This is a genomic window from Kitasatospora sp. NPDC057595, from assembly GCF_042800875.1.
In the GTDB taxonomy this organism is placed as follows: domain Bacteria; phylum Actinomycetota; class Actinomycetes; order Streptomycetales; family Streptomycetaceae; genus Kitasatospora.
Genome location: NZ_JBHVGL010000049.1, coordinates 1 through 7,573 on the forward strand (window position 1 = coordinate 1; position 7,573 = coordinate 7,573).

Here is a 7,573-nt window from a genome sequence, read left to right on the forward strand (position 1 = left end):
CCCATGCCGACGAACACACCGGTGCGGCTGCCGCGCAGCGAGTCGGGTGCCACCCCGGCGTGCTCCAGCGCCTCCCAGGCCACCTCCAGCACCAGCCGGTGCTGCGGGTCGATGCCCGCCGCCTCACGCGGCGGGATGCCGAACAGGCCGGCGTCGAAGCCCCGCACACCGTCGAGGAACCCGCCGTGGCGCACGTACATGCGTCCCGGCGCCCCGGCCTCCTCGTCGAAGAACTCCTCGATGTCCCAGCGGTCCTCGGGGATCGCGGTGATCCCCGAGCCCCCGCGGGCCAGGAACTCCCAGAAGCCCTCCGCGCCCGTCACCCCGCCCGGGAACCGGCACCCCACCCCGACGACGGCCACCGGCTCGTCACGGGCCTGCTTGGCGGCCGCCACCTCGGCGCGCGCGGCCTTGAGTTCGACCAGGGCGCGGCGCAGCACCTCCTGGCGTTCGGGCGCGACCGCCCCTTGGGTGACCATGGTCCGCTCCTCAGTTGTTGTCATGGTGGCTCTCCTGGTTCAGCTCGGACTCGAGGAGGTCCAGCAGCTCCGACTCGGACAGCTGGGCGAGTTCCGCCGACAGCTCGTCGACCTCGGCGCCCTGCTCCGGGAGCGGGTCGGCCAGGCCGAGGACCTCGCCGAGCAGGTATTCGCCGAGCGCGGTGACGGTGGGGTGCTCGAAGGCCACCGTGCCGGGCAGTTCCTCGCCGACCAACTGCTCCAGCCGGAACTTGAGTTCGACGCTCATCACGGAGTCCATCCCGGCCTCGAAGAAGCCGAGGTCGGCGTCGATCCCGCTGCCCGGCTCCCGGCCGAGCACCTGCGCGACCTCGGCCTGCAGCGCCCGCTCCAGCAGCCTGGTCCGGGCGGCCCGGCTCTCCGCCTGACGCAGCCGGCCCAGCAGCATCGCGTCGCCGCCGGCCCGGCCGGCCGCGGCCCGGGTGCCCAGGTGGGCGAGCAGCGGGCGGCGCCGCTTGGCCTCCATGACCGGGCGGAACCTCGCCCAGTCCACCGGTGCCACGGTCAGCTGGTGGCGCCCGGAGCCCAGGGTGCGGCCCAGGGCGGCGAGGCCGGTCTCGTTCGGGAGGACGTACAGGCCCATCGACTCGAAGTACTGCTCGTGGTGGCCGGCCATCTCGCTCTCCTCCCACCAGCCCCAGTTCATCGCGAGGCCCGGCAGGCCCCGGCTGACCCGGTCGTGGGCCAGCACGTCCTGGAAGTAGTTGGCCGCCACGTAGTGGCCCGCGAGCGCGGAGCCCCAGACCGAGGAGGCGGAGGAGAACATCACGAAGAAGTCGACCCCGCCGGCCGCGGTGAGCGCGTCCAGCACCAGGCTGCCCTCGACCTTGGGCCGCAGGACGTCCCGGAAGTGCTGCCAGTCCAGGTCCACGACGGCCCGGGGCTCGAAGAGTCCGGCCGCGTGCACCACGCCCTTGACGGCCGGCCAGGGGGCGGCGGCGTCGAAGACCGCGGCCATCGCGGCGGCGTCCGCCACGTCGGCGTGCGGGGTGTGGACGCTGACGCCGGCCGCCCTCAGCTCGGCGAGCGTCGCCAGCAGCTGACGGTCCGCCTCCGGAAGGTCCGGGCCGTCCTCGGGGACGGGCCGACGGCCCAGCAGCACCAGGTGGCGGGCGCCGCGCCCGGCCAGCCAGCGGGCCACGCGCAGGCCGAGGATGCCCCGGCCGCCGGTGATCAGGTACGAGCCGTCCGGGCCGACCGCCGTCGGCGAGGGTGCGGCGGGCAGGTTCTCCACCCGGCGCAGCCGGGCCGCCTTGCGCAGGCCCGAGCGGTACGCGACCTGGTCCTCGCCGTCGGGGGCGAGCAGTTCGGCGGCGATCGCCGCGGCCTCCTGCTCGGGGTCGGCACCGGCCGGGTCGAGGTCGACCAGGCCGCCCCAGATCTCCGGGTGCTCCAGGCCGACGGCCCGTCCGAGACCCCAGGCGGGGGCGTGCGAGGCCGCCATGGCCGCGCCGTCGGTGCCGACGCCGCCGCGGGTGACCACCCACAGCTGGGGCGCCGGGGCGCCCGGCCGGGCGCGCAGCACCTTCGGTGCGAACAGCAGCGGCCCACAGGCCAGCGCGAGCGCGCCGTCCAGCTCCGGGCCGGGCAGTCGCGGGTCCGCCGCGTCGTGCAGCGCGCCCAGGTGGACCAGGCCGCGCACGGACGGTTCCTCGGCCAGCGCCCCGGCGACCAGTTCGCGCAGCCGGTCCGGCCCGTCCTGGCAGGAGGCCGCGGCCGTGCCGGGCTCCGCCACGGTGAGGACCGTGGCCCGCGCGCCGTGGGCGGCGAGCTGCTCGGCGACCCGGCGGGCCAGCCCGTGCTGGTCCTCGATCAGCAGCCAGGTGCCCTGCGAGCGCGCGGCGCTGCCCGGCTCCAGGACGGGCGGCTCGACCCGCTCCCAGTCCACCTCGTACACGTCCTGGGCGAGCGGGTCGGGCGCCTGTCCGTGCGGCACCGGCTTGCCCGGCAGCCAGTACCGCTGCCGCTGCCAGCGGTAGCCGGGCAGGGCGGCGGCGCTCGGCCCCTCGCCGTGCAGGGCCCGCAGGTCCACCGGCCGGCCGGCCACGTGCAGGGCGCCCGCGGCGTCCAGCAGGGTCGCCCTGGCCTCGACACCGGCCCGCATCGAGGCGGCCGTGGAGAGGCCGGCGACCTCGCCCTCCAGGGTCTGCCGGACCGCGGTGGACAGGACGGCGTGCGGGCCGACCTCCAGCACCAGGGTGTTCCCCCCGCCGGCGGCGGCCCGCAGCGCGTCGGCGAAACGGACCGGCAGCGTCATGTTGTCCGCCCAGTAGCGCGCGTCCAGCGCGTCGGGGGCGGCGGCTTCGCCGGTGACCGTGGAGTAGAGCGGGACGCTGCGGCCGGCCGGCGTCAGCAGGCCCAGCGCGTCGACGAGTTCACCGCGCAGCGGGTCCAGGACGGGGGTGTGGAAGGCGTACTCGCCCGGCATCGCCATCCAGAAGGCCTTGCGGCCGCGGACCAGCGCCTCCAGCGCGGCGACCTCCTGCGGCAGCCCGCCGACCACGGTGTTGACCGGGCTGTTGACGGCGGCGACGAACAGCCGTCCGTCGAACGGCTCGATCAGCGTCCGGACCTCGGCGACGGGCAGGCCCACCACCGCCATCCGGCCCTGACCGTGGCTGCGGGCCATCACCCGGCCGCGGAGCACCGCGATCCGCAGGCCCTCCTCCAGCCCGAAGGCGCCGGCCGCGACGGCCGCCGCGATCTCCCCGACGCTGTGCCCGACCACCGCGTCCGGCTCGACGCCCCAGGAGCGCCACAGCGCGGTGAGCGCCGCCTCCACCGCGAAGATCGCCGGCTGGGTCACCTCGGTGTCGTCCAGGCGGGAGACCTCGCGCGGGGCCTCCAGCTGCTCCAGCAGCGACCAGCCGGCCAGCTCCCGGACGATCTCCTCGCAGCGCAGCAGCACCCGCCCGGCCACCGGGTCGGCCAGCAGGCTCCGGCCCATGCCGGCCCACTGGGAGCCCTGGCCGCCGTAGACGAGGACCAGCCTGCTCCGGGCGGGCCGGGGCACCACACCCTGGCGCACCTGGTGGCGCGCCCCGGTCAGCAGCTTGTCGAGCTGCTCGGCGGCCCGCGCCGGCGAGGAGGCCACCAGGGCCATCCGGGCCGCGAAGTGGTCGCGGCGGACGGCCGCCGTGCGGACCGTCTCGGCCCAGGCCGAGCGGCCCCGGACGGACCCGTCGTCCGTCAGGAACGTCCGGTACGCCTCGGCGGTCTCCCGCAGGCCCTCGGGGGTGCGGGCCGAGAGCAGCAGCAACTCCGGCCGCTCGTCCGCCTGTTCGCCCGGCCCTTCGTCCGTCCGGCGGTCGGCCGGCTCGGGAGCCTGCGCGAGCACCACATGGGCGTTGGTGCCGCTGAAGCCGAAGGAGCTGAGCCCGGCGACCCGGTCCCGGCCGTCGGTGGTCCACGGCGTGAGTTCCGTCGGCACGGTGACCGGCAGCGACGCCCAGTCCACCAGCGGGTTCGGGTCCCGCAGGTGCAGGTGCGGCGGGATCTGCCGGTGGTGCAGCGAGAGGGCCACCTTGACCAGCCCGCAGATGCCCGCGGCGGCCTCCAGGTGCCCGACGTTGGTCTTGGCCGAGCCGACCAGCAGCGGCGGTGCCCCGCCGTCCTCGGGCCGCAGCGCCTCGGCCAGCGCCTGGACCTCCATCGGGTCGCCGAGCGCCGTCCCGGTGCCGTGCGCCTCCACGTAGCCCACCTCGTCGGGCGAGGTGCCGGCGTCGCGCAGCGCGTCGCGGATCACGGCCTGCTGCGCGAGGCCGTTGGGGACGGTCAGGCCGGCGCTGCGGCCGTCCTGGTTCACCGCCGTACCGCGCAGCACCGCCCAGATGTGGTCCCCGGCCGCCTGCGCGTCGGAGAGCCGCTTGAGCACGACCACGCCGGCCCCCTCGCCGCGGCCGTAGCCGTCCGCCGAGGCGTCGAAGGTCTTGCACCGGCCGTCGGGCGAGAGCGCCCGCAGCCGGGAGAGTCCGGCCGTGGTGGCCGGGGCCAGCATCAGGTTCACCCCGGCCACCACCGAGAGGTCCGACTCGCCGGAGCGCAGGCTCCGGACCGCGAGGTGGGCCGCCACCAGGGACGAGGAGCAGGCCGTGTCGACGGCCAGGCTCGGCCCCTGGGCGCCGAGCAGGTAGGACAGCCGGCCGGCCGCGACGCTGAAGGTGTTGCCGGTCGCCAGGTGGGCGCCGTCGTCGGCGGTGCCCTCCGCGACCAGCAGCTGCAGGTAGTCGGAGGTGTTGATGCCGACGTAGACCGAGGTGCGGGAGCCGTCGAGCTCGCCGGCGGTCACGCCCGCGTCGGCGAGCGCCTCCGAGGCCACTTCGAGCAGCAGGCGCTGCTGCGGGTCCATCCCGCGGGCCTCGCGGGCCGAGATGCCGAAGGCGTCGGCGTCGAACTCGTCGACCCGGGTGGTGAGGAAGCCGCCGCGCCGGGTGGAGGTCTTGCCGGCGGCGGCCGGGTCGGCGTCGTAGAACGCCTCCCGGTCCCAGCGGTCCTCCGGCACCTCGACGGTCGCGTCCCGGCCGTCCCGCAGCAACTGCCAGAACCCGTCCAGGTCGTTCGCGCCGCCGGGCAGCCGGCAGCCCATGCCGACGATGGCGATGGGCTCGGAGTGCGCGGCGGCCGGTTCGGCGGCCGGCGGGGTGGCCTCGGGCCGCGGCACGGCCTCTTCGGGCTGCGGGACGGTGTCGCCGGGCTCGGCGGCGCGGGCGGCGGCGGCCCGCGGGGCGGCGGGCGCCTGGCGGAGCCGGCGGTCGGCCAGGTAGCCGGCCAGCTTGCCGATGGTGGGGTGGTCGAAGACGGCGGTGGTCGGGATGTCCCGGTCGATCAGGTCCTCCAGCCGGACCCGCAGGGCGACCACCATCGCCGAGGTCAGGCCGAGGTCGAACAGTCCGGTCTCGGCGTCGAGTTCGTCCGGGTCGGCGAGGTCCAGCAGGACGGCCAGTTCCTCCTGGAGCCGGCGGAGCAGGTCCTCGGGGGCGGGCTGCGCGGAGGCGGACCGCCCGGCGGCGGGAGCCCCGGCGGGCACGGCCGGCGGCACCGGACCGGCCGGGCGCGCGGCCGGGGGCACCGGGAGGGCCTGCGGTGCGGCCGCGGGCCGGCCGGCGCCCTGGCGGGTGGCCGGCGCGGGACCGTAGTCCTGTCGCTGGAACGGGTAGGTCGGCAGCTTCACCGAGCGGGCCGGGCGCGGGCCGACCGCCCGCCAGTCGACCGGGCACCCCTCGGTCCACAGACGGGCCAGCGAGCCGAGCAGCCCGCGGTGCGCGGAGCCGCCGGCGAACGCCGACGGGACGCAGACCGGCGCGCGGCCGGGCGCGGCGGAGGCCGCCGGGCCGAGCAGCCCGCCGGTGCCGAGCTCGACCAGGATCCGCACGCCCCGCTCCCACACGGTCCGCATCGCCTGCTCGAACCGCACCGGCTCGCGGGTGTGCCGGACCCAGTACCCGGCGGTGGTGATCTCCTCGTCCGCGAGCAGACCGGTGGCGTCGGACACCAGCGGCAGACCGGGGAGGTTCATCGTCAGTCCGGCGAACTCCTCGGCCAGTCGGGCCAGTACGGGCTCCATGGCGGCGGAGTGGAAGGCGTGCGGCACGGCGAGCCGGACACCGCGCACGCCGCGGCCGGCCAGCTCCTCCGCCACCGCCGTGACGGCCTCCACCGGGCCGCTGACCACGGTGTCGCGCGGCCCGTTGAGCGCCGCGATCTCGACCTCGCCCGAGACCAGCCGGTCGATCCCGGCCAGCTCCTGCGGCCCGCACGAGAGCGCCACCATCGCGCCGCCCTCCGGGAGTCCGGCCATCAGCCGCCCTCGCGCGGAGGTCAGCCGGGCGCCGTCCTCGACCGTGAACACCCCGGCGAGCGCGGCCGCCGCGTACGCCCCGACGCTGTGCCCTACCACGGCGGCCGGCTCCACGCCGACCGAGCGCCACCACGCCCCCAGTGCCACGGCGGCGGTGTAGAGCGCGGGTTGGGCCACCTCGGTGGCGGCCAGCGCCTGCCGTGCCTCCTCGCCGCCCGACAGCAGTGCGGACAGCGGCAGTTCGGTGACCGGGCCGACCACCGCGGCCACCGCGTCCACCGTCTCGGTCACCACCGGCACCCGGCCGTACAGGCCCTCCAGCACGCCCGCGACCTTGGCGCCGTGGCCCGGGACGACAAACGCCACCCGCGGTGCGGCGCCGACGCCCCGGCGGCCGGTGACCACGCCGGTGGTGCTGCCGCCCAGGGCCACCGCGCGAAGGCCCGCCGTCAGCTCCGTCCTGGTCGCGGCGACCACGGCCGCCCGCTCGCCGAGGTCCGCCCGGCCCACGCCGGCGGCCCAGGCCACCTGCTCCGGGGTGACCCCGTCGGCCGTGGCGACGAAGTCGGCCAGCCGTCCCGCCGCCGCCCTGAGGGACTCGCCCTCCGCTCCCGACACCTTCACCAGGACGGGGGAGCCGTCGGGGTCCGGCTGCCCGGCAGACCCATCTGGCGTCACGTCAACACTCCTGTCGATCATCGCGTTCCCTCCAGCACGACATGTGCGTTGGTGCCGCCGAATCCGAAGGCGGAGACTCCGGCGATGCGCCGTTCCTGTTCCCAGCGGGTGAGCACGGTGGGGACCGCCACGGGGAGGTCGGCCCATTCCACGTGGGGGTTGGGTTCGACCAGGTTGAGGTGCGGGGGGATCCAGCCGTGGTGGACCGCGAGGACGGCCTTGATGAAGCCGGCGATGCCCGCCGCCGCCTCCAAGTGGCCGATGTTGGTCTTCACGGAGCCGAGCGCCACCGGGCTGCCGGGGTCCCGGCCCGCACCGAGGACGCGGCCCAGGGCGCGGACCTCGATCGGGTCGCCGAGCGGCGTGCCCGTCCCGTGCGCCTCGACGAAGCCGACCTCCGCGGCGGCCACCCCCGCCGCCGACAGCGCCCGCCGCACCACGTCCTCCTGGGCGCGGCCGCTCGGGGCGGTGAGACCGTTGCTGCGGCCGTCCTGGTTCACGGCGGAGCCGCGGACGACGGCGAGGATGTCGTCACCGGCGGCGAGGGCGTCGGAGAGGCGCTTGAGCACGACCACGCCGG

Annotated in this window: 3 protein-coding genes; all 3 read right to left on the reverse strand. The window is 76.8% G+C overall.

What is annotated here, in order from left to right; all coding sequences use genetic code 11:
* Positions 1-503, reverse strand: a 503-nt coding sequence (locus tag ACFU9E_RS35120) for a beta-ketoacyl synthase N-terminal-like domain-containing protein (RefSeq protein WP_380715672.1), incomplete at its 3' end; no start/stop codon positions are given.
* On the reverse strand, positions 490-6,993 hold the full coding sequence (locus ACFU9E_RS35125; RefSeq protein ID WP_380686857.1) for an acyltransferase domain-containing protein: 6,504 nt from the start codon (positions 6,991-6,993) through the stop codon (positions 490-492). The genes ACFU9E_RS35120 and ACFU9E_RS35125, both read right to left, overlap by 14 nt.
* Before the next feature lie 17 nt (positions 6,994-7,010).
* A partial coding sequence (locus ACFU9E_RS35130) for a polyketide synthase (protein ID WP_380686859.1) occupies positions 7,011-7,573 on the reverse strand: 563 nt, incomplete at its 5' end.